Source organism: Desulfotomaculum copahuensis (assembly GCF_001655685.1).
GTDB classification, from domain to species: Bacteria; Bacillota; Desulfotomaculia; order Desulfotomaculales; family Desulfovirgulaceae; genus Desulfotomaculum_G; species Desulfotomaculum_G copahuensis.
In genome coordinates this window covers 23,765-48,415 of sequence record NZ_LYVF01000009.1, presented here as the reverse complement: position 1 = coordinate 48,415, position 24,651 = coordinate 23,765, and the positions used below count along the sequence as shown (strand labels likewise).

The following is a 24,651-nucleotide window of genomic DNA, read 5'->3' as shown; positions in this document are numbered from 1 at the left end:
CCGCAACTCACCTCTCTATTCCCCCCCGGCCAGGTGACTGCAGTCGTTGAACAGCGTCAGCATTCCCCGGTCCCAGGCCGGAAAATCAATGATCGAAAGGCAGGCGTTGTCCAGGCGCAGGCGCCAGTATTGATTCAGATCCATACCCAGTATCGATGCCACAATGGTGCGGATCGGACCGCCGTGGCAGACCACCAGCACCTGCTCCCCGGGGCGGTTTTCCACAATCCGCCGGATCTCGGCCGTCACCCTGGCCGCCACCTCGGACAGCGTTTCCCCGCCCGGTATGCGTGTCTGCAGCGGCTTGTCCCACCACTGACGGATTTCTTTATCGTACCGGGCGCGGATCTGTTCCGCCGTCAGTCCTTCCCAGGCTCCGAAATTTATTTCCCGCAAGCCGGTCAGTTGCTGCACCGCCAGATTGTGCGGGACGGTTAAAATCCCAGCTGTTTCCACCGCCCGCCCCAGATCGCTGGCATAGGCGGCGGCGAAGTTTTCCTTTTCCAGACGGACGGCCAGCGCCCGGGCCTGTTCCCGCCCCCGTCCGGAAAGCGGTACATCCACATGTCCCTGGAAGCGCAACTTGGCGTTCCAAGCCGTCTCGCCGTGCCTGACCAGAAATATGCGCAAAAACACTACCTCCCTAACGGCCATGATTTTTTGAACACCACCGACAAATGAAAAAGGCGATGGCCGCACCCCGTCGCTCCAATGCTCCGGTCCGACGAAACACCGGCCGGCCGCGCCGGCGGGAGATGAGAACAGTCACCGCACGGCAGGCTGCCATTTTTTCCGGCAGCCGGTCAAGTCCGGTCACCGTTCAACACCGCGGCCAGGGCTTCCACCAGCACCCGGTTTTCCTCCCGCCGGCGCACGGCCACCCGGATGTAGGCGCCCCGCAGGCCGGGGAAATTGCTGCAGTCCCGCACCAGCACCCCCCGGCGGCCGAGCAGGTGTACCAGTTCCGTGGCGGAACAGCCCGCGGCGCCGGCGTCCACGAGCAGGAAGTTGGCCGCCCCGGGCCGGACGTTGATTCCGGGCAGGGCATTAAGCCGTTCCCGCAGCCAGACCTGCTCTTCCGCCACCAGACGCCGGGTGGCGGCCATGTACTCCTTGTCGGCCAGCCCGGTCGTGCCGGCCACCTGGGCCAGCGCGTTGACGCTCCAGGGATCCCGCGCCTCTTTCAGCCGCCGGATGAGCGGCGGCGGGGCGGCCAGCGCCCCCAGGCGCAGGCCGGGGAGGGCAAAAAACTTGGTCAGGGAGTAAAGCAGGATCAAATTCGGATGCTGCCCGGCCCGAGGCAAAAGGGAATATTGTTCCCGTTCCGGTACAAAATCCATAAACGCCTCGTCCACAATCACCATCGCCCCGCATCCGGCCGCCGCATCCAGCAACTGCTCCAGTTCCCGCCGCTCTACCAGGGCGCCGGTGGGATTGTTGGGCGTACAGATAAAGAGGGCGTCGTTTTCCGGCAGCAGGCGCAGCAACTCCGCCACCGGCGGGACGAACCCGCCGGCCGGATCAGCCACGGCGTAACGCATAACCCCCCCGTTGCATTTTACCGCCAGGCCGTATTCGCTGAAGGTGGGAGCCGGGGCCAGCGCCCGCCGGATGTCCAGCACCCGGGCCAGCAAATAGATCAACTCAGCCACACCATTGCCCGTCAGCAGGCAGTCCTGATCCACCTTTAGATAACGGGACAGTGCCGCTTTCAATTCCCGGCAGTCGGGATCGGGATAATGGCGGATCTGCCACAGATTGTCCCGGATGGCCTGCAATGCCGCGGGCGAAGGCCCCAGGGGATTGATATTGGCGCTGAAGTCCAGAAAATCCCGGGGGGACAGGCCGTATTCCCGGGCCGCCCGCACCAGGTTGCCGCCGTGGGGCGGAATCCCTGCATCCATTTTACCACCATCTCCCATCTTTTGCATCATCAAAACCCCCCCGGCCAGGCAAAATATTGGCCGGCCGCCTGCCCCAAAGCACAGGCAACCAGCAACAGCAGCACTTCCAGGATTTCATTCACCGCCCCGTATGTATCGCCGGTCAAACCGCCCAACTGGTGCGTAAAACAGCGGCAAAGCCAGTGCGCCGCCGCCAGGGCGGATAAAAACAACAGCATCCCCGCCGGCCCGGCCAGAGCGGCCGCCACCACGGCCTGCAGGGTGGCCAGGGCCAGTTCCCGGCCGCCGGTGTAATCGGCCTGCAGCCGGCCCAAGCCCTGCGGCCGGGCATAAGGAAAACGGGCGATGGCGTAAACCATGCCCCAGCGGCTCAAGGCCGGTACCACCGGCAGCAGCCGGGGCACAACCAAAGGCGGCAGGGACAGCAGCAGGGAATATTTCAACAGGAACAAAACGGCCAGGCCGATCACTCCGAAGGCCCCCACCCGGCTGTCCCGCATAATTTCCAGCATCTGCTCGCGGGGACGGCCGCTGAACACCCCGTCCATGGTATCCATAAAGCCGTCCAGGTGCAGGCCGCCGGAAAACACCACCAGCCCGGCCACCAGCAGGGCGGCAATGGCCGGACGGGGGAATAAAAAAGACACCGCCAGATAAAGCAAAAGCCAGCAGATTCCCAGGATCAACCCCACCACGGGGTAAAAAAGGGGCGCCCGGCCGTAGGCACGTTCGTCATACGCCCCCCGGTAAATGGAAAAGCGGGTCAGAAACTGCAGGGAGACAATAAAAGTTTTCACCGCGCCCCCTCCCTTTTGGCCCGGAAACGGGCGCAACGCTCCACCAGGGCGGCGGCTGCCGCCGGGCAGGCGGCAAAGTGCAGGTGCAGGTAAGCGGCCAGCAGGTTGCCCAGCACATAGCCGTCCGGCCGCCCCGTATCCTCCCCGGCCTTGCGCAGGGTATAAGCCCGGGGAAAGGGCATTTCCTCCAGGATGGAATAATGAAACTCATGCCCTTTAAGACCGGCTCCGGCCGTAGCCAGAATGTTGTCCGTCAACACCGTAGCCTGGACATAACCCAGGGCGGCCCGCCGGCGCTGCATCCGGCAGCGCCCGGGCAAAAGACCGGCCATCGGATATTCCCGGCCCTCAAAGTCACTGATCGAACGGGTCAGGTACATCAGGCCGCCGCACTCGGCGTAGACGGGCATGCCCCGGGAAAAGGCGCGGACAAGCTCCTGCTTAAAGTTTTCATTTTCCGCCAGCTGAGGCAAAAACATCTCCGGAAAGCCGCCCCCGATGTAGAAGCCGTCCAAATCAGCGGGCAGCCCGCCGCCGGAAAGGGGACTGACCGGCACCAGTTCAGCGCCCAGGGCGACCAGCAAATCCAGTCCGTCCTGGTAGTAAAAGTTAAAGGCGGCGTCCCTGGCCAGACCCAGGCGCACCCGGGGCGGCCGGGGGGTGGCGGGAAAAATGCGTGGCTCGATTTCCGGCAGGGACGGCGCCTGGCGGGCCACGCGCATCAACCGGTGCAAGTCCACCCCTTCCCCCAGGGCGGCAGTCATTTTTTCCAGGTGCGCCCTCAGCCCGCCTTTCTCGGCGGTGGGCAACAGGCCCAAATGCCGTTCGGGCAGGCTGATTTCAGCATGGCGGCCGACCCAACCCAGCACGGGCAGGCCGGCCTCCCCTTCAATCACTTCTTTCAGGATGGCGAAATGGCGCGGACTGCCCACCCGGTTCAAAATCACCCCGGCCAGGGGCACTGCCGGATCCAGGGTGCGAAAACCCAGCGCCACCGCTGCCGCGCTGCGGGCCATGGAACGGGCGTCCAGCACCAGCACCACCGGCGCCTGCAATATTTTGGCCACGGCGGCGGAACTGCCCTCACTGGTCGCTCCCCGGCCGTCATAGAGCCCCATGACGCCTTCAATGATGCAGATACCGGCACCGGACGCGGCGCGGCAAAAAACCTCCCGTATGCCGTCCGGCCCCAAAAACCAGGCGTCCAGATTGCGGGAAACCCGGCCGGTGGCGGCGGTATGATAACCGGGATCGATATAATCCGGCCCCACCTTGTAAGGCTGCACCCGGTAGCCGGCCCGGGTGAAGGCGGCCATCAGCGCCGTGGCCAGGGTGGTCTTGCCCACACCGCTATGCGTGCCGGCAATGAGTATGCGGGGAATATCGGGCATGTGATCACATTCCTTCAAGTTAACATAAAAATATTGCCCGGAAAACTGCGCCAGTCGCTCCTCCGGTACGTCCACCGCCTTAAAGAGCGGCTGTTTTTCACGTTAAAAGACCGCTCCCGCCAGCCGGGCGGCCAGCATGCCGCTGAGCACCGCCAGCGCGGCGGCCAGATACATCATGTCCACCGCCTGGCGTACATGGTCGGGCTGCAGGTGCAGGTGCGGCTCGCCCATATAGGCACGCATCTGCGCCCGGCCGCCATAGTAGTTCAATCCGCCCAGACGCACCCCCAGCGCACCGGCCATGGCCGCCTCCGGCCAACCGCTGTTCGGACTGGGGTGGGCGGGCGCATCCCGGCGCACGGCCCGCCAGGCTTCCCCGGTCCGCCGTCCGGAAAGCCAGGCGGCGGCCAGCAGGCACAGCGCGGTCCAGCGGGCGGACAGAAAATTGGCCGCGTCGTCCAGGCGGGCGGAAAACCAGCCCAGATCCCGGAATCGCTCATTGCGGTAGCCGACCATGGAATCCAGGGTGTTCACCGCCCGGTAGGCCATGGCCAGGGGCGCCCCGCCCAAAAGGGCGAAAAAAAGGGGGGAAACAAAGCCATCCACGATGTTTTCGGCCACTGTTTCCACCGTGGCCCTGGTCACGTCCGCGGCATCCATCGCCGCCGTATCCCGGCCCACAATCCAGCCCACCCGCTGCCGGGCCAGGCACAGATCGCCCGCCGTCAGCGGCTGCAGCACCGCCCGGGCGGCCGACGCCAGCGAGCGGGTGGCCATGGTGGTGGAAATGAGCCAGACATTCAAGACCACAGCCAGCCAGGGATGAACCAGCCCGGCCAGCCATAGCAGGAACGCTGTGGCCGCCCAGGCCGCGCTAACGACCGTAAGGGCCAGCAGCACGCCGGCCAGGCGCAGGCCGGCCGGACGGTGGAAAATGCGGCGCAGCAACTTTTCCAACCGGTCGATCAGTTTGCCGATCAACACTACCGGGTGGGGCAGCCAGGAAGGATCTCCCACTGCCAGATCCACCAAAAAAGCAGCCAGCACTTGCAGCAAGAAATCTCCCTCCCAACCTCCTGCTTGCAGGCCTCATCCGTCTGCCCGCCCCGGGCCGCTTCAATTCCCCTTCCGTCCGGGCAGGCCCATGAAGCCGTAGATCTTCTCCATGTCCAGGCTTTCCCGCACCACCGCCGCCAGCCGGTTGTAGTCCCTTTCCCGCTGCGCGGACAGGGAGGCTCCTTGTCCGGGTCTAAGCGGGGAAAGGCCCTTGCGCACACGCAGCGTATCAATGAAACGACGGCGAAACTCATCCCGGTCAAAGATGCCGTGAATATAGGTGCCGAAAACCAGGCCGTCCCCGCTCACCGCCCCGTCGGGCAGGTCAACGGCGCAGCCCGAACGCAGCCGGATCCGGCAGGCCGGGCGTGTACCGGCACCCCGGTCGGTGCGTCCCATGTGGATTTCATAACCGGTCAGCGGCAATCCGGCGGCTTCTTCCAACAGCGGACCGCCGCCGCAGACCACCGCTTCCACCTGGGTGGTCACTTTGTCCCAGATAAAGGTGGTGGACACATCCAGCAAACCCAGACCGGCCACCCGGGATACGCCGGATTCGGTGTGCCCGGGGTCGTTCAGTTCCCGGCCCAGCATTTGAAAGCCGCCGCAAATGCCGACCACCGGCACGCCCTCTGCCGCCAGGCCGCGGATCTCGTCCGCCAGGCCGCATTTTTGCAACGTGACCAGGTCTTCAATGGTATTTTTACTTCCCGGCAACAGCACCAAATCCGGCCGGCCGAGGGATTCCCCTTCGGCCACATAGCGCAGCTTTACATCGGTTTCATCCTCCAACGGATCGAAATCGGTGAAATTGGAGATGTGCGGCAGATGAACGACGGCGATCTCCACTTCCCGGTGCACCGGCGCGGTGCTGCGGCGCAGGCTTTCCTCGGAAACGGTGTCTTCCTCCTGAACACGGAAGCCCTGGAAGTAAGGAACGATACCCACCACCGGCACGCCAGTTTTGGCTTCCAGAAAATCCACCGCCGGCTGGAACAGGCGCACGTCGCCCCGGAATTTGTTGATGATCACCCCGGCCACCCGCGCCCGGTCTTCCGGCGACAGCAACTCCAGCGTCCCCACCACCGAGGCCAGGGCGCCGCCCTTGTCGATGTCCACCGCCAGCAGCACCGGCGCCTGCGCCTGGCGGGCCACGCGCATGTTCACGATTTCGGTGGCCTGCAAATTAACCTCCGCCGGACTGCCGGCGCCTTCAATGGCCACCACCTCATAGTCCTTTCGCAGGCGGTCCAGCGCCTCGCAGATAATGCTCCATACCCGCCGGGCGTAGCCGTTGTGATATTCCCCGGCCGTCAGGTTGCCCACCGGCCGGCCGAGCACGATCACCTGGGATGATGCCTGGCCGGTGGGCTTAAGCAGCACCGGGTTCATATCCACGTGGGGCGCCAGCCCGGCCGCCTCCGCCTGTACCACCTGGGCGCGGCCCATTTCGCCGCCGTCCGCGGTAACAAATGAGTTCAAGGCCATGTTTTGTGATTTGAACGGTGCCACCCGGTACCCGTCCTGGTAAAAGATACGGCACAGGGCGGCCACCAGCACGCTTTTACCCACATGGGAAGCGGTGCCTTGCACCATAATGGTTCTGGCCGGCATAATACAACCCCTCCGTTTTTGCCGGGCGGCGGCCCTCCGGTGCCATCCCGCCCGCCTCACATTATTTTAAAGCCTGCACCCGGGCGGCGGCCCTCCGGAGGCTAATCCCCGGCAACCGTCCGGGAAAGCGACTTTATCTCCACCGGCAGGCCGGCCACCACCAGGTAAACCTGATCCGCCCGCCGGGCCAGGTACTGGTTTACCCGTCCGGCTATATCACGGTAATTCCGGCCGAGCGGATTGTCCGGCACCAGGCCCAGCCCCACTTCATTGGACACCAGAATCACCCGGGCCGGCGCCGGGCCGGCGGCGTCGGCCAGTGCCCGGACACGTTCCAGGATCAGTGCCTCCGTTTCTTCCACCGGCCGTTCCGGATCATGCAACAGCAAATTGGTGATCCACATGGTCAGACAGTCCACCAATACCGCGTCCGCCGCCCTGCTGAAAACACGCACCACTTCTTCCGGCCGGAAGGACTCCTCCACCGTTTGCCAGGCCGCCGGCCGGCGCGCCCGGTGATGGGCCACCCGGCGGGCCATCTCTTGATCGCCCACGGTGGCCGTGGCTACATAAACCACCCGCGGACCGGCCCGCCCGGCCAGTTCCTCGGCAAAACCGCTCTTGCCGCTGCGCGCCCCCCCCAGCACAAGGATTAAAGCCACTTGAAAACACCCCCGTCCCGCTTGTTTACCGCAACTGCTTTGGCACCGCCGGCGCCGGATCAACTGAAGCCTGCATTGGATTTTCAACATAAAATAAAACCCCAGTCTGCAAAGACTGAGGATTTTGCCAGGTTCGATCCTTCGCCCCGTTGGAAACCATGCCCCTTTACTCGCGAAGGGGCGCCAAGGCACCGGCAGGCAGGTATCCTGGCTCCCGGCTCATCGCTTGCCTTACGCCTTCCCTGGCGGTGGCAAATGAAGGCAGCTAACCGGTTACAGTGGCGGAGACCGCTCAGGTATCACACCTGATTCCCTATTATCCCCTTGCGGGGGCACCTGACGGCTACAAGGCCGTTATGCATTTGACATTGTTGATCCGGATAAACATTTCTACGCCGCTGTTAAAATTCCTGCCGGTGGAGCGAATATTTTCCCGCCCGGCGATCCGCCGGTGCGGGACGCCCGCCGGTATATACTTGCATCCTTGACGGTTCCGGACGGACAACCCGGCGGACAAATCCGGTTTGTGACCGGACACCGCTCCCTGAAAGGCTGAAAGGTAAATCACGTTCTATTCCAGCAGGGCGATGGCTACAGCATGATTATCCGTATGACTGAGTGATATTTTTACTTCCCCGCCTCCCAGGAATTCCAACCGGCTGCGGGCTTCACCGTACAAGTTGACAGCCGGTTCACCGGAAGGGAGTTTGATAATCTCGATATCCGTCCAGGCCACCCGGCCCAGACCTGTTCCCAGAGCCTTGGCCACCGCCTCTTTGCCGGCCAGGCGGGCCGCCCAGTGGGGCGCCTGCTTGCGGCGGCTGCTGCAGTAAACCTGCTCGGCCGGGGTAAAAACCCGCCCGGTAAAACGCCGGCCGTATTTTTCCACCAGCCGTTCAATCCGCGGCACCTCTACCAGATCAATGCCACAATGCAAAACTCCATCCCCCCCGAAACAACACCGGAAATCACCCGCGGTAACGCACCAACCGGATACGTCCCGGCCGTTTCCGGATACCCGGCGGTAATGCCGGATGCATATCGCACATTTCACCATCAAAACAACCCGGCGCCGGATCAGTTTCCACCGCCACCGTTTACTGTGCGTTCACCGCCGCACCGTTCCCCGCCGGAAACTGTAAAACCGGCGCGCATGACGGCTGTCTTTTCCGGCACGCATCACCCGGCGGCATGTCCACCGCCGCGGCGTACGTACTCCTTGACCCGGAGCACCAGCTCGTCAATCAAGTGCGGCAGGGGTTCGGCGCGCATCCCCACCAGTTCCACATCGCCCCGGACAATCGGCAGCAGCACCTTGGGGGCCGGGCTGCCGCCAAGCGCCGCGGCCATGGCCGGAGTGAGTTCGCCCAGCATGGCGTTGGGGAAAAGAATGCTTACCGGACCGGTGATCAAATCCACCCGGCGGGCGTTGAAGATCACCGCATTTTCGCCAGTTGCCCCTTCATTGGCTCCAGCGCGCAGCATTACCGAAGTGGCCAGGGCATTGGTGCCCAGGGCGAGAAATTCCACCTCGTCCGGTAATTCCCGGCGCAGTTTCTCCATGATGTGCTTGCCGATACCGCCGCCCTGCCCGTCCACTACTGCAATACGCATCAACAACCCCCATTTCAATTTAGACCGGGAATGCACCGGCTGCCGGTCCTCTCCCAAGCGGTAACGGGCAAAAAAGCACTCCGGGTAAGCAAAAACGCAGTCCGTCCATGCTTATCCCGCCAGACGCTGTCAGTGGATTGAAAACACGTTTTTGTCGGATTAATATATAACCTGTCATTTTATGATTCCTCTGTCAGTAGTAACCAGATTTTCCACAAACATATGCACAATATGTGGATAAATGCTAATTTGCTGAATCATGCTCCTGCAGTCTGGATTCCAGTTCCATAATACGCAGGTTTTTTTTCAGCAGCCAGCGGGCATAACGGTAATTGTCCCGGTGCAACTTGCGGTTTTCCTTTTCCAGCCGGGTTTGAAAATAAATTTTTTCCTTCTCCATCTTTTCAATCAGGTTCATCAATACCCGCCGGCTCAAGCGCAGTTGCTCCACCTTTGCTTCCAGTTCCTGCACCCGCTGCTGCAGGTATTCCATTTCGGAACAGCCGTCCATGGCGCCATCACCCCGTACCAGGTCATCTAACGCTAGTATATGCCGGGCCGGCAGGCCATAGACGTGGTTGAGGGGCCGGTGCAAGCGCAACCGGGCATCAAAGGGCATCCGGGCGACCTGGAATATCGCACTCCCGTTTTGAAAGGTCATATCCGGATCAGTTTACCCGCGGACAGCGCAGGAAATATTTCCGCGTCCGAACATAACGGCAATCCGTTCCACCGCTTCGGCCAGCACCTCTTCCTCCTGCACCAGGCCGATACGCACATATCCCTCTCCCTTTTCACCGAAGGCCAGTCCGGGGATGACCAGCACGCCGGCCTTTTCGAGCAGATCCAGGGCAAACTGCCGGGAAGAGGCATAGCCGGACGGCAGGGGCGCCCAGACAAACATGGAAGCATTGGGCTTGGGCATCCGCCAGCCCAGCGAAACCAGGCCGTCCACCAGCACATCCCGGCGCTGTTGGTAAGTGGCGGCCATTTCCCGTACACAGTCCTGCGGACCCTCCAGGGCGGCGATACCAGCTTCCTGCACCACCCGGAAAACCCCGAAATCAATGTTCGATTTCACCCGCCCCAGCGCCTCCAGCACCCGGGCATTGCCCAGGGCGAAGCCGACACGGCAGCCGGCCATGTTGTATGTCTTGGACAGGGAATAAAATTCTATACCCACTTCCCGCGCCCCGGGCACTTCCAGAAAACTCGCCGGTTTAAAACCGTCATAGGCCAGTTCGGCATAGGCCACATCATGGCAAACCAGAATATCGTGCCGGCGGGCGAAATCCACCACCTGTTCAAAAAAGGAGCGGTCCGCCGAAGCAGCCACCGGGTTGTTGGGATAGTTGAGCCAGAGCAAGCGCGCCCGTTGCAACACTTCGACCGGAATGGCGGACAGATCGGGCAAAAAGCGGTTTTCCGCCAGCAGCGGCATGGGGTGGAGTTCCCCGCCGGCCAACAGGATACTGCAGGCGTAAATGGGGTAACCGGGATCCGGTACCAGGGCCACATCACCCGGGTTGATGCAGGCCAGGGCGAGGTGGGCCAGACCGTCCTGGGAACCCATGAGCACCAGTACTTCTTTTTCCGGATCCAGTTCCACGCCGAAACGGCGCCGGTACCAGCCGGCCACCGCCCGGTGCAGCCCGGGCAGTCCTTCCATCGGGTAGCGGTAGTTCAAGGGATTGTCCACCGCCCGGTGCAGCGCCTGAATGATGTGAGGGGCCGGCGGCCGGTCCGGGCTGCCCACGCCCAGATTGATCACCTGCACGCCGCGGGCTTCCACCTTTTTTTTAAATTGCTCCATTTCGTTGAAAATGGCCGAACTCAATTTTTGCATGCGCTGTGCCAGTTGCATTTTGGTCAACACCTCAACTGATTAAGAGATAAATATTACGCGAAAGTTTCCCTGCATACGGGCTCCCGTCCAACAACGGCCAAAAGTGTGTCCGGATGGAATATCCGGCAGATTGTCCGTTCCCGGGTCACAAGGCAAGCTGTAAAAAACACCCGCCGGCTGCTTTAACTTGTGCGCCGGCTTTTTCCCCCGGCCAGTTCCTTCAACTCCCGCACCACTTCACCAGGGGCGGTGGCTGCGGCCAGGCGACCGTGTTTACGGTGATCCAGTCCGTGAAAGTCGGAACCCCCGGTGCCCACCAACCGGCAGCGGCGGCAAAGCATCCGGTAACGCTCCGTCGCCGCGGCATCATGCTCCGGGTGATAAACCTCCAGGCCCTGCAGGCCGGCCCGGACTAAACCGGGGATCAATTCATCGCACCGGCTCAGGCCCGGATGAGCCAGCACAGCCACCCCGCCGGCATGGCGAATCAACCCGATCGCCGCTTCAGGCGTGTATTTCAAGCGCGGTACGTAGGCCGGCCGGCCGTCACCCAGGTAAAGATCGAAAGCCTCCTCCAGGGAAGACACCGCCCCGGTCTTCACCAGCGCCCGGGCCACATGCGGACGCCCCACCGCCCCGCCCCGCACCTCCGCCGCAACCTGCTCCCGGGTCAGGGGGAAGCCCAGGCCGGCCAAACGGGCGAGCATCTTTTCCAGCCGCTGCTCCCGGTCATGCCGGAACATCTCCAGTGTGGACAGGAGCGGTCCGTCATTGACATCGATCAGGTAGCCGAGCATGTGAATCTCCCGGCCGCCGTACCGGGTGCCCAGTTCCACCCCCGGCAAAACCACCTGTCCAAGCTCCCGCCCGGCGGCCAGTGCCGGGACGACTCCGGCCACTGTATCGTGATCGGTAATTGCCAGGGCGTCAAGACCCAACCCCTTCGCCATCGCCACCACCTGCGCCGGCGTTCCGGTACCGTCCGAGGCGGTGGTATGTACATGCAGATCAGCGGCCATAGTTTTTCTCCTCATACGTATTTGGCTATCTTCGACGTAAAAATGCCGATTTCCTTCAAGATGACGTTTAATGTTCCCTATTCACCAATAGGCAACACACGCCAATATGCTATGGCCCGAAAGTAACTTTGATTTTAAGATAAGGCGCAGAAAGAAGGGATCAGCCGGACATACACCTGCAAGGATTGCGAAAAACCCGCACAGCCGCAGTGGTCAATGAACCGGAAAGTTCCCGCCTCCAGGCGAAAGCGAAGGCGGGGGGCGGGCTTTACTTGAGAACGGTTTTCAGCACCCGCAGGAAATTGCCGCCCATTATGCGGCTGATGTCCTCTTCAGGATATCCCCGCCGGGCCAGCCCCTCCGTGAGGCGGGGCAGGCAGGACACATCCTCCAGCCCGGCAAGCGTGGACTCAATGCCGTCGAAATCCGACCCCAGACCCAGGCACTCCACGCCGCCCACCGAAATGATATGCTCCGCGTGGTCCAGCAGGCGCTCCAGGGTAGCGTTGTCCGCGTCAACAAAGGGCGGGTAGAAGCATAAACCGATCACTCCACCCCGGGCGCTCAAGGCCCGGATTTGGTCGTCACTCAGGTTACGGGGGTGGGAGCACAGGCGGCGGCTGTTGGCATGGGAGGCAATCAGCGGACCGCCGGACACTGCCAGCACGTCCCAGAAACCGGGTTCCGCCAGATGGGAAACGTCAATCAAAATACCCAGCCGGTTCATTTCTTTTACCGCTTCGCGGCCAAAGCGGGTCAACCCGCCGCGTGTGCCGGACTCGCCCACCCCGTCGGCCAGTTCATTGCGGCCGTTCCAGGTCAGGGTGATGCTGCGCAGTCCAAGACGGTACAACATACGCAGCACAGTCAGCCGTCCGGTGAGCGCATCGCCCCCCTCCAGGGACAACAGTGCTCCTATTTTCCCCTGCGCACAGGCCTTCTCAATATCCGGATAATTGTATACGGACATGATGGCGTCCGCGTTTTCCGCGAGTTCCCGGTAAAAGAAGTCTATCTGTTCCATTACCCGGATCAAGGCCAGTTCCCGTTCCTCCGGCGGAACAAAGGCGGCAAAAAACTGCAGGGAAACGCCGCCTTTTTTCAGCCGGGGCAAATCAACATGCCCCCCGCAGCCGCCGGACAGACGGCGCCTGTTCTTTTCCGCCGCCGACAGGAAATCGCAGTGAGCGTCCACCACAGTCAAGCGCCGGTGCAAATCAGTATGTTCAATCATCAAATAATATCCCCCTTCACCTGCAAATAATAGATTGTGCCCCCAAAAAAACAAAGCGCAAGCATCCGGCCGGCAACCGGCCTTTCAGCCGGATACCCTGCCGTAGAAGCTGACGTCCAATGTGCTGTGCTCATTAAAAAACCTGTTTATTCCGATGAACAAACAGGTTTGCCGGTTAGTTTGTCGGTTGGATGCTATCGCGGTTCGACAATCAACTTGATGGCCGTTCTTTCCTCACCGTCGATAATGATATCGGTAAAGGCCGGTATGCAGATCAGGTCAACTCCACTTGGTGCGACGAATCCTCTGGCAATTGCTACCGCTTTGACCGCCTGGTTCAGTGCGCCTGCGCCAATGGCCTGAATCTCGGCACAGCCGCGCTCCCTGAGTACTCCGGCCAGCGCGCCGGCTACGGAATTTGGACTGGACTTTGCTGAAACTTTTAATACATCCATGCGTCGACCTCCTTCTAGTGTGGGCAAAAATGTTCCAGGCATACTTTTCAGCACCTTTTTTTCATCTATATTCGCTATTGAAAGATAAATTCCTTTTTACATGCCCAAAAATTTATCCCGGTATTCTGACTATTCATAATTTTGTATGCGCCTGATTTCCACCGCTTCACCCGTTTCTGCATCAATGTCAATGAGAACGGCGTTAAACTGGTAAAGACCGACGGCCACCTCGAAACGGCGGGGCAGCTGGGAAATGAACTTTTCCAGCACCAGTTCCCTTTTCACTCCGATTACCGAATCCCGCGGACCAGTCATGCCCACATCGGTAATGTAAGCCGTACCTCCCGGCAGCACGCGTTCATCGGCCGTCTGCACATGGGTGTGTGTACCGCAGACTGCTGCTACCCGCCCGGCCAGGTGCCAGCCCATGGCCACTTTCTCCGACGTGGCTTCGGCGTGAAAATCCACCAGTATAATGCCCGCCTTGCCCTCAAGAGCGTTCAGCACCTGATCCATGGCCCGGAAGGGGCAGTCCAGGCTGGCCATAAAAATCCGTCCGGAACAGTTGACCACGGCAATTTTCACTGTTTCCAGTTCAAAAATGCGCACCCCGGCTCCGGGTGCACCGGGCGGATAATTCAGCGGCCGGACCATGCGCTCTTCTCCGGCAATATAATTTAAAGCCTCTTTATGATTCCAGACATGGTTGCCCATGGTCAACACATCCACCCCGCAGGACAGCAGCTCTTTCGCCACCTCCCGGGTGATGCCGTTGCCGCCGGCTGCATTTTCGCCGTTGGCGATCACAAAATCGATTTTCATGCCGGAACGCAATGCGGGGACATTCTCCCGGACTGCCCGCCGGCCGGGCGCCCCGACAATATCCCCGACCATCAAAAAACGCACCGTGTTTCCCCCATCCTATTTGTTAAAGACGAGCACCCGGCCTTCTTCCCGGAAGGCAAACAGGTACTTGTCCCCGCTGGCGTCCCTGATGCTCTCCAGCATATGTTCGATTATTTCTTCCTGTATAAGCAGGTCCTCTTCGAATAGCGGCTCATTATCGTCGGTAACCAGATGCCTGTCCAGCTGCAGGCGCAGCAGTTGCACAATCAGGGCGATTTCTTCCTGGACCAGTGTTTCCACATCCCGCTGCACCTCGATCATGGTCAACTGTTCGCAAACCTGGCAGTCGATCCGGCTGAGCCGGGTTTCCCTGTTTTCCAGTATATTAAAAACAGCAATGCTGTCCAGCAATTTTTCCTTGATTTCGCCCATATCCGCAGGCACGAGCACCTGGGATGAAATAAATGTAAACTTGAGCACCTGTCTGTCCGGATCGAAATTGATCGTGGCCACTTCCGGATAGCGTACCAGTATGGAAATCAGCAGCCCCACGCTGTCGGTCACGTCTTCCTTACCCGAGTATGCGACGCCCAAAACCGTCACCTTCCTTAATTCCGCGCACCGGCGAATATGTTATGAATTCGGTTTGATTTACTATAATCCTGCCGGCAGGCGAAAACCGCTGCAAAAAAATTTATGACAGTACAGGAAAAATGACCCCGCACTGCGGGGTCATTTTTCCTTATTACTTGGCGTAGTCCACAACCCTGGTTTCCCGGATGATGGTCACTTTGATCTGTCCCGGATAATCCAGTTCGGTTTCAATGCGTTTGGCGATTTCCCGCACCAGGCGCACCGCGGCCAGGTCATCCACCTTGTCCGGCTTGACCATGATGCGGATTTCCCGTCCGGCCTGAATGGCATAGCATTTATCCACGCCCTCGAATGAATTGGCAATATCCTCCAGCTTTTGCAGCCGTTTAATATAGGCTTCCAGAGTTTCCCGGCGGGCGCCCGGGCGGGCGGCTGAGATGGCGTCCGCCGCCTGGATGAGCACCGCAATGATTGTTTTGGGTTCCTCATCTCCGTGGTGGGCGGCAATGGCATGCAAAATCTCACCATGCTCCCGGTATTTGCGGGCCAGGTCGACGCCGATGGTCACGTGCGGCCCTTCCACTTCATGGTCCACTGCCTTGCCGATGTCGTGCAAAAGACCCGCCCGCTTGGCGGTCTGCACGTCCACCCCCAGTTCTGCCGCCATCAATCCGGCCAGGTGGGCCACTTCAATCGAATGCTTGAGCACATTCTGCCCGTAGCTGGTGCGGAACTTCAACCGCCCCAGCAGGTTGATCAACTCCGGGTGCAGGCCGTGCACACCGGTTTCAAAGGTGGCCTGTTCGCCGGCTTCCCGGATCTCGTTTTCCACTTCCTTGCGTGCTTTCTCCACCATTTCCTCAATCCGGGCCGGGTGGATACGGCCGTCGACAATCAGCTTTTCCAGGGCGATGCGGGCGATTTCACGCCGGATCGGATCAAATCCGGACAGAATCACTGCTTCCGGAGTATCATCAATAATTAGATCAATCCCGGTCAATGTTTCAAACGCCCGGATATTCCGGCCCTCCCGGCCGATAATACGCCCCTTCATCTCATCACTGGGCAGCGGAATCACCGCTACCGTGGTTTCCGTAACGTGATCGGCGGCACACCGCTGTATGGCCAGGGAGATAATTTCGCGGGCTTTCTTTTCCCCTTCTTCCCGGGCCTTGTTTTCAATTTCCTTGATCATCAGGGCCGCTTCATGCTGCACTTCTTTTTCCACGTCGGACAGCAACTGCTGGCGGGCTTGTTCGGAAGTAAAACCGGAAATCCGCTCCAGTTCACCGACCTGTTGTTGATATACTTCCTGCAAACTGGTCTTGATCTGATCAATTTCCGCTTCCTTGCGGTTCAAAGTTTCCTCTTTACGCTCAATGCCTTCAATTTTGCGGTCAAGAGTCTCTTCTTTTTGAACCAACCGTCTTTCCAGGCGTTGCAGCTCGGACCGGCGATCCTTGTTCTCCCTCTCCATTTCATTGCGCAGCTTGAGTACTTCTTCCTTGGCCTCCAGAATGGCCTCCCGCTTTTTGGCTTCCGCCACTTTTTGTGCTTCTTCCACAATTTTGCGGGATTCCGCTTCGGCCGAGGCGATTTTTGCTTCCGCCAGATACTTCCTTAAAAGATATCCGGCCAAAAAAGCCACTATTATGCCGATAATCAATAAAACCATCCATGATGTGTAGCTTTGCATGACAATATTCACCTCCTCTTATGCATGATCAAAAAAAAGACCGAGTAACCCTCGGTAGAAAAAGAATCGGTATGCTATTTTATGGAAACAGGCAGGATCAAACCCCACTAGTTCCAATAAACGGTTTGAGCAAAGCCAACCAAAACCGCCCCATGCCCCGGGATTATTGGATATTGGATTGTCATCTATTTCAAGCCCGCTCCAGCAGCAGCCAATTCAATTTTCTCCCAAAGCTAATTTTATCTTCTTTTGCACCGAATGTCAAGGCTTATCCCCCGTTTGCCCTTCCAGACAACGGTATACACGGAATATGATATCATATTTATATCCCCGCCGTTGTAAAAACGCCGCCACTTTCGGCCAGGCATAACGTTCCCCCATCCGCTCCCGGCGGCGCCCGGCCAGTTCCAGTGCGGACTGAAACTGCTTTTCTTCGTCCAAACCGGCCAGTGCCTGTTCAATAATCTCCGCCGGGACACCTTTTTGCCGCAATTCGTAATCCAGTCCGGTCCGGCCCAGCGGATGCTCCGCCAGGCGCCAGCTCACCCACTGGCGGGCAAAGGCCAGATCGTCCAGCAGGCCGGCTTCCTGCAACCTGTCCAGCACCTGCCCGATCACCGGCGGCTCAAATCCGGCCATGGCCAACCGCCGGGCGAGTTCCTGCCGGCTGCGGGCACGCCGGGCCAGCAACCGGCAGGCACGCTCCCTGGCCCGCTGAAAATCCCCCTGCTCCGTCAATGACGCTCACCAGCCTTACAATTGCTCTTCGGCCAGTTCCGGCGGTTTCTCCTCTTCCACCGCCGAAGGTGCCTTCACGCCGCCCATATTCAACGTCTGACGGATCCGGCTTTCAATCTGGCCGGTCAAATCCGGGTGTTCGCGCAGGTATTCCTTGACATTTTCCCGGCCCTGGCCCAAACGCTCTTCCCCGTAAGAAAACCAGGCACCGCTTTTGTTTATGATTTTTAGTTCTGTGGCCACATCCAGGATGGTCCCTTCCCGGGAAATGCCCGTACCGTACATAATGTCAAAATCAGCGATTTTAAACGGCGGGGCCACTTTGTTTTTAACCACCTTGACCCGGGTACGGGTACCAATCACATCGGTGCCCTGCTTCAACGTCTCCTGTTTGCGCACCTCCAGACGCACGGAGGCGTAAAACTTCAGCGCCCGGCCGCCGGGCGTGGTTTCCGGATTGCCGAACATGACCCCCACTTTTTCCCTCAACTGATTGATAAATATGGCCGTGGTCCGGGATTTGCTGATCACCCCGGTCAACTTGCGCAATGCCTGGGACATCAGCCTGGCTTGCAGTCCCACATGCGCGTCTCCCATTTCCCCCTCGATTTCCGCCTTGGGCACCAGCGCGGCCACCGAGTCAATCACCACTACATCCACCGCCCCGCTGCGCACCAGCATCTCACAAATCTCCAGCGCCTGCTCGCCGGTGTCCGGCTGCGACACCAGCAGATTGTTGATATCCACCCCCAGATTGCCGGCATAAACCGGATCCAGGGCGTGCTCGGCGTCGATAAAGGCGGCCGTGCCGCCGGCTTTCTGTGCTTCGGCGATAATATGCAGGGCCACGGTGGTTTTGCCCGAAGATTCCGGGCCGTAAATTTCCACCACCCGTCCCCGGGGCACACCGCCCACCCCCAGGGCGATATCTAACGAAAGCGCCCCGGTGGGGATAACCTCTACATTCAACCGCGCCGACGCCTCACCCAGCTTCATAATGGAGCCCTTGCCGAAATGCTTTTCAATGTTCGCCAATGCGGTTTCCAGCGCTTTTTGCCGTTCGCTCAATTATTTCCGCCCCCTCTCAAAACAAATGTTCGAACATATTTTACCCCGCCTGCCTTCAACTGTCAATAAAAATTCCCGTCTTGGACAACTGGTTGCCGCCGGTTACTGTGCCAGCAGGCGCAGGCGGATCATATTCAGCCCGGTGTTGGCCGCGCCCTGGCGGATGGCCTGACGCCGGCCGGGAAAATGGAATTCCCGGCAGCAGGTCCCGTCCGCTGCGGCCAGGGCGATATAAACCAGTCCCACCGGCTTGCCGGTCGAACCGCCGCCCGGACCGGCGATACCGGTCACGCCCAGGCCGAAATCGGCGCCGCTTAAACGGCGCACCCCTTCAGACATGGCCACCGCCGTTTCCCTGCTCACCGCCCCGTAGGCTGCCAGAACCTCCGCCGGCACACCGAGCACCTGCTCTTTAATCCGGTTGTGATAGGCCACCACTCCGCCCAGAAAATATTCCGAACTGCCGGCCACCGCCGTCAGGCGGGCGGCAATCAGCCCGCCGGTGCAGGATTCGGCCAGGGCCAGGGTAAGACCGCTCTCCGTCAGCAACCGGCCGACCACTTCCTCCAACACCTCGTCATCCATGCCGAAAATAAAGCCGCTCAAACGGTGACGCACCTTTTCCAGCAGGCCGGCCACCATCCGGTCGGCCTGCGCCGGATCTGCATGCCGGGCGCTGATGCGCACATGCACTTCCCCCGGCTTGGCCAGATAAGCAATGCCGGGGTTGGTCTGCCCGCCCAGGTCCCCAATGCGCTGCTGCACCACCGACTCGGAAATGCCGGTCACCTTGAGCAAGCGGGAGCGGGCGACGATACCACGATCGCTCAACCCGGCCAGATAGGGCTCCAGGAATTGTTCAAACATGGCACGCAGTTCACCGGGCGGGCCGGGTAAAAGCGCCAGTATTTTGCCGTTATGCTCAAGCAGCGCTCCGGGAGCCGTACCCCGCGGGTTGGGCAGTATTTTCGCCCCGGCGGGGAAACAGGCCTGTCTGGCCATGCTTTCCGGCATGACCATGCCCCGGCGGGCCATGAATTCCTTGATTTGTTCCAGGGAAGGTTGATCCAGCACCATGCCCAGGCCGAGCACCCCGGCGGCCGTCTCCTTGGTCAGATCGTCCGTGGTGGGCCCCAGCCCGCCCGTGGTGATCACCAGCGCCGACCGGTCCAACGCCCGGCGCAATATGCCGGCCAACCGGTCCCACTGGTCGCCGATGGTGGTATGCCTGGCCACTTCGATGCCCAAAGCGGACAGCCGTTGGCCCAAATACTGGGCATGGGTATTTAAAACTTCTCCCAACAACAATTCGGTACCGGTAAAAATCAATTCTGCCTGCATTAATACTCCACATCCTTGCGGTATCATGAATTCAAGATAGTTTTCGCCGGCACAAAGACAAAACCCTGCCGGGCGGGAAAAATATCCCGCTGCCCCGGATAAAAATAAAAGGCCTTGTATCAGGCCTTTCCGTTTATATATATTTATTCCCCCTCCGGCCGGTTTTACGCCGCCGGCCGGCCGATGATCCGGCGCAGTTGCTCACCGGTGATTTTCTCTTCATCCAGCAAAAGCCCGGCAATTTTAAGCAGGGTTTCTTTCATCCCGGACAGGTACGATTTCACCCTTTCCTCCTGGGCGTGGATGATCTCTGTGAGCACCCGGTAGCGCAACCCGACGGGCAACGTTTCACCGTCCACCACTCCCAGGCGGGACATGCCGGTGTTCAAAATCTGCCCGGCGGTGCGGGTGGCCTGCTGAAAGTCGTTTGCCGCCCCGGTGCTCCGGTTTCCCAGCACCAGATCTTCCGCCGCCGCGCCGGCCAGCATGACAGCAATCTGGTTTTCCAGGTGGTCCCTAGTATAAAGGTAAGTGTCGTCCTCCGGGGTCTGACGCATGTAGCCCATGGCCTGCCCCCGCGGGGTGATGGTCAGGGTGGAAACCGAACCCGGCCTGACCATCTCACTGACCAGGGCGTGACCGGTTTCATGAATGGCCACCCGCCGCAACTCGGCCACCGCCGGACGGCGATCCAGACGGTCGCCCATCATCACCTTATCCACCGCCTCGTGAAAATGGCGGTGAAAAATGGCCTGACAATCTTCACGCATGGCCAGGATGGCCGCCTCGTTGGCCAGGCTTTCCAGGTGGGCGCCGCTGAAACCGAAGGTTTCCCGGGCCAGTTCCTCCAGGGAGACATCCTCCGCCAAGGGCTTGTTGGCCGTGTGCAGTTTCAAGATCTCCAGCCGGCCCTGCCGGTCCGGCAGATCCACCTTCACCTGGCGGTCGAAGCGGCCCGGTCGCAGCAGTGCGGGGTCCAGCATATCCACCCGGTTGGTGGCGGCCACCACCAGCACGCGCACTTTGTCGTTCACCTTCATCCCGTCCATCTCCACCAGCAACTGGTTCAACGTCTGGTCGTATTCATGATGGCTGGTGGTCTGACCCCGCTTGCCGCCCAGAATATCGATTTCATCGATAAAGATCAGCGCGTTGCTTTTGTTCTGCTTGGCCGCCATTTCCCGCGCCGTCTGGAACAGGCGGCGCACCCGCTGGGCGCCCACACCGGCGTACATCTCGATGAACTCCGACCCGCTGCAGGACACAAAGGCGGCATCGGTATAGCCGGCCGCCGCCCTGGCCATCAGGGTCTTGCCCGTACCGGGCGGTCCGGTGAGTAATATTCCTTTTAACGGACGAATGCCCAGGCGTTTGATTTCCTGATAGTTTCTGATGAAATCCAGCGCTTCCCGCAGTTCCTGGATGGCCGCCCCTTGTCCGCCGATATCGGAAAAGGTGATCTCATGCCGGGGAACCACCTCGGCGCCGGCAAAATTTTTAGCCAGCAGTCCCCGGGAGCGGGCGATGTAATAAAGGCCGCCGCCGGCGGCGGCCAGAAAAATCAGCGGGGAAATGTCGTGGCCGGTCATAACCAGGAAAATCACACCGGCCAGGCCCAAACCCAGCCCTATTTCTTTCATGGCGACCTTCCTTTCCAGTTTCCAGACAACCAGTTAATCCATCCTTTTCAACAAAGGACATAACGAAACACCATAATTATATCATAAATCGCGGCAAATGGACCAGGGAATCGCTGCCACCGGCATGGACTCAGGATTGCTGAACGGCCGGCGGCATCTTGGCCGTGCGCGGGATCACCTGGTAGAGGTAATGCCGACCATGGCTCATTTGCAGGTAAATGTTGTCCTGATCCAGGAATATCCTGGCCGACGCTCCCACCTTTGCGGCGTGCGCTGCAATATAATCCGCCATTTCGCGGTAATTGCCCCGGGCGACGGCCTCATATACGGCAAACTGGCTGTAATAGTAGGCTTCATTGAGCTGGCTGTCCCGGTCGTCCTCTATTTCCAGTTTGAATTCCTTGTCGCCCAGCACTCCCCGGATGCTTTTCTGCAATCCCTGATAGGTGTCCATCAGATTGTTCACCGGTTTCAGGCGCACCGCCACCCGCAGCACGGGCTCCCGGCGGTGAACAGCAAAGGAGGCCACGGCCGGATTCTGTTTCAACACACCGGCCAGGGGCTCCTGATAGCTGTATTTGTTGTAAAGCCACTGGGCGCCCAGAAATACCCCCAACCCGGCCAGCATGGCCAGCAAAACCACGGGGATGCGCCAACCGTGCCACTGCATGGAAATATGCCCTCCTTAAAAGCCTAAAAGCCGCCCTTTTTCAGCACCGTCCAGCCCCGGCTGAAATAATCAAGACCCGACCAGACGGTAAAGAAAACAGCGGCAAACATGGCCAGATTGCCTACGCTCAAGCGGGTGGCGTTAAAAGGAACGTCTTGTAAAAACAGGGCCACAATAGCCACAATCTGGGTCACTGTTTTTACCTTGCCCAGCCAACTGGCGGCCAGCACGGTCCCCTCCGCCGCCAGCAGCGACCGCAGCCCGGTAACGGCAAATTCCCGGCCGATAATGATCATGGCCACCCATCCCGGCAGCCGGTGCAATTCCACCAGGGAAATAAGCGCCGCCGAAACCAGCAGCTTGTCCGCCAATGGATCCATCAACTTGCCCAACCGGGTGATCAATTGCTGCCGGCGGGCGATATAGCCGTCCAGACCATCGGTGCTGGCGGCCAGGATAAACACGGACGCAGCGACATAATCCCCGAAAGGCACATGCAGGGAGACCACTGTCAAAAAAATGGGGATCAAAAATATCCGCGCCAGTGTCAGCCGGTTCGGCAAGTTCATGGAATTAACTCTCCTATCAGGTCGTATTCCCCGGCCCGGTGTACGCGCACGGTAACCAGACTTCCGGAAGCCATGCCCCGGTCCGGTCCGGTAAAGACGACCCGGCCATCCACTTCCGGGGCGTCGCCCCTGGTGCGGCCGTAGTAGCGGTCTTTCCGCCGGCCTTCCACCAACACCTCCACCTTCCGGCCGATCAGGGAAAGGTTGTGCTCCAGGGATATTTTTTGCTGACCGGCCATAGCCCGGTGATAGCGTTCTTCTTTCAATTCCTCCGGCAACTGGCCGGGCAGGACGGCCGCGTGGGTGCCCTCCTCGGGACAAAACTTGAATATGCCGGCACGTTCAAACCGTACTTCCTGCATAAAATCCAGCAGTTCCTGGAACTCTGCTTCCGTTTCACCGGGAAAGCCCACAATCAGGCTGGTGCGCAGGGTCAGTCCGGGAATGCGGTTCCTGAGCCGTTCGATCAGGCGGCGGATGTACCGTCCGTCACCCCGGCGCCCCATGGCTCCCAGGATGCGCCGGTTGATATGCTGCAGCGGCAGGTCCAGATAAGAGCAAATCTTTTCCTCTTCGGCCATGGCCGTGATCAGTTCATCCGTGACGCCGTCGGGATGGCAGTATAATAGACGCAGCCAGGCCACCCCCGGCACCGCGGCCAGACGGCGCAACAGGGAGGCCAACCGGTAATCCCCGTAAAGATCCCGCCCGTAACTGGTGGTATCCTGGGCCACCAGGATTACTTCCTTCACTCCGCCCGCAGCCAGCGCCGCCACCTCGGCCTCCACGGCTTCCATGGAGCGGCTGCGGTAGGGACCGCGGATGGCCGGAATGGCGCAAAAGGAGCAACGGTGACTGCAGCCCTCGGCAATTTTCACATAAGCGGTGTAGCCAGGCGTAGCCTGCAAGCGCGGCAGGCCGGTGTCATAATCATAACCCGGAGCGCCCAGAAAAGTCACTTTTTCCCCGCTCAGCGCGCGCCAAACCGCATCCGCCACCCGGGGCACCGCCCCGGTGCCTAGCACACCGTCGATCTCGGGCATTTCGGCCAGCAGCTCCCGGCCGTAACGCTGGGCCAGGCAACCGGCCACCAGCAGCACCCGGCAACAGCCCCGTGTTTTAAAACGGGCCAGTTCCAAAATAGTGTTGACCGATTCCTCCTTGGCTGGAGTGATAAAACCGCAGGTATTTACAATCAGTACCGCCGCTTCCTCCGCCCGGGGGGTAACGGTAAAGCCGGCCGCCTGCAACTGCCCCAGGATTAATTCGCTGTCCACCAAATTTTTCGCGCAGCCCAGACTGACCACGCCCACCGTTTGTTCCATACCCGTCTCCTTCCCCGCCGGCCGGACCGGTCCAATGTCAGTATACCGCAGGAGAAAGGAGGCTGTCAAAAGACGAAATAAAGCCCCCCTCCGGCGGCCTGCGCCGTCCCGGCACACACAAAAAAGAGGCCCGGGCACAACCCCCGCCTTTGGACATCGCCATTTCCCGGCAGATGATCTTCAGAACACCGGTATCATTGAATTTAAGCACTGCAACCCATGTCACCCCCGGCCGCCGGATGCGGCCGTTTACTCGCCCAGCAGGTGAACCAGCCGTTCATGGATGTGTTCGCTCAGCTGTTCCATAGTGCAACGCAGGGAATGATCCAGAACATAACCTTCCCCCCACCGGGTCAACAAATATTGGACAAAAGCCATATACCCGTTCACTGAAGCAACCCGGAAAACTTCCCGGAAGGCGTTATGCCCGGCCGGAATATCATCACGGTGGGTAATGGTGAAACCGGATAAAACGCCCCCGTCACGGCGCCAGGAAAGCACCCCCTCGTATATGCTCATCTCCCGGCCGCAGGCGGCGCAGATCAAATTATCCATGGCAGCCGGCCCCTTTC

Annotated in this window: 25 protein-coding genes and 1 riboswitch; all 25 genes read right to left on the bottom strand. The window is 60.0% G+C overall.

What is annotated here, in order from left to right; genetic code table 11:
• Positions 1-15 precede the first annotated feature (15 nt).
• Positions 16-636: an alpha-ribazole phosphatase gene (gene cobC / locus A6M21_RS00920; RefSeq protein WP_151191739.1), complete on the bottom strand. Its 621-nt coding sequence runs from the start codon at positions 634-636 to the stop codon at positions 16-18.
• A gap of 167 nt (positions 637-803) precedes the next feature.
• A complete protein-coding gene (gene cobD, locus A6M21_RS00915) occupies positions 804-1,931 on the bottom strand; it encodes a threonine-phosphate decarboxylase CobD (RefSeq protein WP_078060289.1) in 1,128 nt (375 codons plus the stop codon).
• Between the two features lie 2 nt (positions 1,932-1,933).
• Positions 1,934-2,701 carry an adenosylcobinamide-GDP ribazoletransferase gene (gene cobS, locus A6M21_RS00910; RefSeq protein WP_066666024.1) on the bottom strand — a complete coding sequence of 256 codons (768 nt, stop codon included), beginning with the start codon at positions 2,699-2,701 and terminating at the stop codon, positions 1,934-1,936.
• Complete coding sequence (locus A6M21_RS00905) at positions 2,698-4,092, bottom strand: cobyrinic acid a,c-diamide synthase CobB (RefSeq protein ID WP_066666085.1); 1,395 nt, start codon at positions 4,090-4,092, stop codon at positions 2,698-2,700. The genes cobS and A6M21_RS00905 overlap by 4 nt, the downstream gene beginning before the upstream one ends.
• A 102-nt stretch (positions 4,093-4,194) precedes the next feature.
• The gene (gene cbiB, locus A6M21_RS00900; protein WP_345788072.1) at positions 4,195-5,139 is read right to left on the bottom strand and encodes an adenosylcobinamide-phosphate synthase CbiB; all 945 of its coding nucleotides are present in this window, start codon (positions 5,137-5,139) and stop codon (positions 4,195-4,197) included.
• 69 nt (positions 5,140-5,208) lie between these two features.
• Positions 5,209-6,762 (bottom strand): cobyric acid synthase, encoded by a 1,554-nt coding sequence (locus tag A6M21_RS00895; protein WP_066666022.1) that lies wholly within the window; start codon positions 6,760-6,762, stop codon positions 5,209-5,211.
• A gap of 101 nt (positions 6,763-6,863) precedes the next feature.
• A complete protein-coding gene (gene cobU / locus A6M21_RS00890) occupies positions 6,864-7,424 on the bottom strand; it encodes a bifunctional adenosylcobinamide kinase/adenosylcobinamide-phosphate guanylyltransferase (RefSeq protein ID WP_066666021.1) in 561 nt (186 codons plus the stop codon).
• A 180-nt stretch (positions 7,425-7,604) separates the two neighbouring features.
• Positions 7,605-7,779, bottom strand: a riboswitch (cobalamin riboswitch).
• Between the two features lie 216 nt (positions 7,780-7,995).
• On the bottom strand, positions 7,996-8,361 hold the full coding sequence (gene acpS / locus A6M21_RS00885; protein WP_066666084.1) for a holo-ACP synthase: 366 nt from the start codon (positions 8,359-8,361) through the stop codon (positions 7,996-7,998).
• Between the two features lie 242 nt (positions 8,362-8,603).
• On the bottom strand, positions 8,604-9,038 hold the full coding sequence (locus A6M21_RS00880; RefSeq protein WP_066666020.1) for a DUF3842 family protein: 435 nt from the start codon (positions 9,036-9,038) through the stop codon (positions 8,604-8,606).
• 244 nt (positions 9,039-9,282) lie between these two features.
• Positions 9,283-9,549, bottom strand: a complete 267-nt coding sequence (locus tag A6M21_RS00875) for a translation initiation factor 2 (RefSeq protein WP_066666083.1) — start codon at positions 9,547-9,549, stop codon at positions 9,283-9,285.
• A 162-nt stretch (positions 9,550-9,711) separates the two neighbouring features.
• The gene (locus tag A6M21_RS00870) at positions 9,712-10,902 is read right to left on the bottom strand and encodes an LL-diaminopimelate aminotransferase (protein ID WP_066666019.1); all 1,191 of its coding nucleotides are present in this window, start codon (positions 10,900-10,902) and stop codon (positions 9,712-9,714) included.
• A gap of 164 nt (positions 10,903-11,066) precedes the next feature.
• Entirely contained in the window at positions 11,067-11,903 is an 837-nt protein-coding gene (locus A6M21_RS00865; protein WP_066666018.1) for a PHP domain-containing protein, read from the bottom strand.
• A gap of 268 nt (positions 11,904-12,171) precedes the next feature.
• Positions 12,172-13,137 (bottom strand): dipeptidase, encoded by a 966-nt coding sequence (locus A6M21_RS00860; RefSeq protein ID WP_066666017.1) that lies wholly within the window; start codon positions 13,135-13,137, stop codon positions 12,172-12,174.
• Positions 13,138-13,331: 194 nt separating this feature from the next.
• Positions 13,332-13,592, bottom strand: coding sequence for a stage V sporulation protein SpoVS (spoVS, locus tag A6M21_RS00855; protein ID WP_066666016.1), 261 nt, complete (start codon positions 13,590-13,592; stop codon positions 13,332-13,334).
• 129 nt (positions 13,593-13,721) lie between these two features.
• Positions 13,722-14,498: a TIGR00282 family metallophosphoesterase gene (locus A6M21_RS00850; RefSeq protein ID WP_066666015.1), complete on the bottom strand. Its 777-nt coding sequence runs from the start codon at positions 14,496-14,498 to the stop codon at positions 13,722-13,724.
• A 15-nt stretch (positions 14,499-14,513) separates the two neighbouring features.
• Positions 14,514-15,032: a hypothetical protein gene (locus A6M21_RS00845; RefSeq protein WP_066666014.1), complete on the bottom strand. Its 519-nt coding sequence runs from the start codon at positions 15,030-15,032 to the stop codon at positions 14,514-14,516.
• Between the two features lie 151 nt (positions 15,033-15,183).
• Positions 15,184-16,707, bottom strand: a complete 1,524-nt coding sequence (rny, locus tag A6M21_RS00840; protein ID WP_427854585.1) for a ribonuclease Y — start codon at positions 16,705-16,707, stop codon at positions 15,184-15,186.
• A 282-nt stretch (positions 16,708-16,989) separates the two neighbouring features.
• Positions 16,990-17,466 (bottom strand): regulatory protein RecX, encoded by a 477-nt coding sequence (locus A6M21_RS00835; RefSeq protein WP_066666012.1) that lies wholly within the window; start codon positions 17,464-17,466, stop codon positions 16,990-16,992.
• 15 nt (positions 17,467-17,481) lie between these two features.
• Positions 17,482-18,534 (bottom strand): recombinase RecA, encoded by a 1,053-nt coding sequence (gene recA, locus A6M21_RS00830; RefSeq protein WP_066666011.1) that lies wholly within the window; start codon positions 18,532-18,534, stop codon positions 17,482-17,484.
• Positions 18,535-18,636: 102 nt separating this feature from the next.
• Positions 18,637-19,875 (bottom strand): competence/damage-inducible protein A, encoded by a 1,239-nt coding sequence (locus A6M21_RS00825; RefSeq protein WP_066666010.1) that lies wholly within the window; start codon positions 19,873-19,875, stop codon positions 18,637-18,639.
• Between the two features lie 164 nt (positions 19,876-20,039).
• Complete coding sequence (locus A6M21_RS00820; RefSeq protein WP_066666009.1) at positions 20,040-21,515, bottom strand: AAA family ATPase; 1,476 nt, start codon at positions 21,513-21,515, stop codon at positions 20,040-20,042.
• A 130-nt stretch (positions 21,516-21,645) separates the two neighbouring features.
• Positions 21,646-22,185, bottom strand: coding sequence for a hypothetical protein (locus A6M21_RS00815; protein ID WP_066666008.1), 540 nt, complete (start codon positions 22,183-22,185; stop codon positions 21,646-21,648).
• A 23-nt stretch (positions 22,186-22,208) separates the two neighbouring features.
• Entirely contained in the window at positions 22,209-22,754 is a 546-nt protein-coding gene (pgsA, locus tag A6M21_RS00810; protein WP_066666007.1) for a CDP-diacylglycerol--glycerol-3-phosphate 3-phosphatidyltransferase, read from the bottom strand.
• Positions 22,751-24,079 (bottom strand): 30S ribosomal protein S12 methylthiotransferase RimO, encoded by a 1,329-nt coding sequence (gene rimO, locus A6M21_RS00805; RefSeq protein ID WP_066666006.1) that lies wholly within the window; start codon positions 24,077-24,079, stop codon positions 22,751-22,753. The genes pgsA and rimO overlap by 4 nt, the downstream gene beginning before the upstream one ends.
• A gap of 249 nt (positions 24,080-24,328) precedes the next feature.
• Positions 24,329-24,634, bottom strand: coding sequence for a hypothetical protein (locus A6M21_RS00795; protein WP_066666004.1), 306 nt, complete (start codon positions 24,632-24,634; stop codon positions 24,329-24,331).
• Between the last annotated feature and the right edge of the window lie 17 nt (positions 24,635-24,651).

Bases quoted from the DNA above. Each gene is read 5' to 3' on its own strand.
- cobD (WP_078060289.1), bottom strand. From the start codon at position 1,931: ATGCAAAAGATGGGAGATGGTGGTAAAATGGATGCAGGGATTCCGCCC.
- A6M21_RS00905 (WP_066666085.1), bottom strand. From the start codon at position 4,092: ATGCCCGATATTCCCCGCATACTCATTGCCGGCACGCATAGCGGTGTG.
- A6M21_RS00895 (WP_066666022.1), bottom strand. From the start codon at position 6,762: ATGCCGGCCAGAACCATTATGGTGCAAGGCACCGCTTCCCATGTGGGT.
- A6M21_RS00880 (WP_066666020.1), bottom strand. From the start codon at position 9,038: ATGCGTATTGCAGTAGTGGACGGGCAGGGCGGCGGTATCGGCAAGCAC.
- A6M21_RS00875 (WP_066666083.1), bottom strand. From the start codon at position 9,549: ATGGACGGCTGTTCCGAAATGGAATACCTGCAGCAGCGGGTGCAGGAA.
- A6M21_RS00870 (WP_066666019.1), bottom strand. From the start codon at position 10,902: ATGCAACTGGCACAGCGCATGCAAAAATTGAGTTCGGCCATTTTCAAC.
- A6M21_RS00865 (WP_066666018.1), bottom strand. From the start codon at position 11,903: ATGGCCGCTGATCTGCATGTACATACCACCGCCTCGGACGGTACCGGA.
- A6M21_RS00860 (WP_066666017.1), bottom strand. From the start codon at position 13,137: ATGATTGAACATACTGATTTGCACCGGCGCTTGACTGTGGTGGACGCT.
- spoVS (WP_066666016.1), bottom strand. From the start codon at position 13,592: ATGGATGTATTAAAAGTTTCAGCAAAGTCCAGTCCAAATTCCGTAGCC.
- rny (WP_427854585.1), bottom strand. From the start codon at position 16,707: ATGGTTTTATTGATTATCGGCATAATAGTGGCTTTTTTGGCCGGATAT.
- A6M21_RS00825 (WP_066666010.1), bottom strand. From the start codon at position 19,875: ATGCAGGCAGAATTGATTTTTACCGGTACCGAATTGTTGTTGGGAGAA.
- A6M21_RS00820 (WP_066666009.1), bottom strand. From the start codon at position 21,515: ATGAAAGAAATAGGGCTGGGTTTGGGCCTGGCCGGTGTGATTTTCCTG.
- A6M21_RS00815 (WP_066666008.1), bottom strand. From the start codon at position 22,185: ATGCAGTGGCACGGTTGGCGCATCCCCGTGGTTTTGCTGGCCATGCTG.
- pgsA (WP_066666007.1), bottom strand. From the start codon at position 22,754: ATGAACTTGCCGAACCGGCTGACACTGGCGCGGATATTTTTGATCCCC.
- rimO (WP_066666006.1), bottom strand. From the start codon at position 24,079: ATGGAACAAACGGTGGGCGTGGTCAGTCTGGGCTGCGCGAAAAATTTG.
- A6M21_RS00795 (WP_066666004.1), bottom strand. From the start codon at position 24,634: ATGGATAATTTGATCTGCGCCGCCTGCGGCCGGGAGATGAGCATATAC.